We start from the raw sequence: 277 nt of genomic DNA, 5'->3' as shown, positions 1-277 counted from the left end.
ATGATCATGACATTCCTGCTTCTGATCAGCAGTTTCACCTGCGGGATCGCTGTTCATGAAATGCGTCGCGGAAGTTTAAAAGGCGTCGTCATTTGGACGATCATTACGCTTCTTCTCGGCGCGGGCTTCGTCGGATGTGAGCTTAACGAGTTCATCCACTATGTACATGAAGGAGCATCTCTCGGTACAAGTGCTTTCTGGTCTGGATTCTTCGTCCTTCTGGGAACGCACGGAACGCACGTAACGATCGGTATCTTCTGGATTGCCGGCATCTTAC

The 277-nt window shown here is 50.2% G+C and carries 1 protein-coding gene; it reads left to right on the top strand.

Translation table 11 applies throughout. The features are described from left to right. On the top strand, nucleotides 1-277 hold a 277-nt coding region (locus KVT11_RS19810; protein ID WP_217609141.1), incomplete at both ends, for a cytochrome c oxidase subunit 3.

Source organism: Bacillus sp. GbtcB10 (assembly GCF_019091365.1).
Lineage (GTDB): Bacteria > Bacillota > Bacilli > Bacillales > Bacillaceae > Bacillus > Bacillus altitudinis.
Note: the sequence above shows the minus strand (reverse complement) of the source record. Positions and strands in the feature narration are given on the sequence as shown.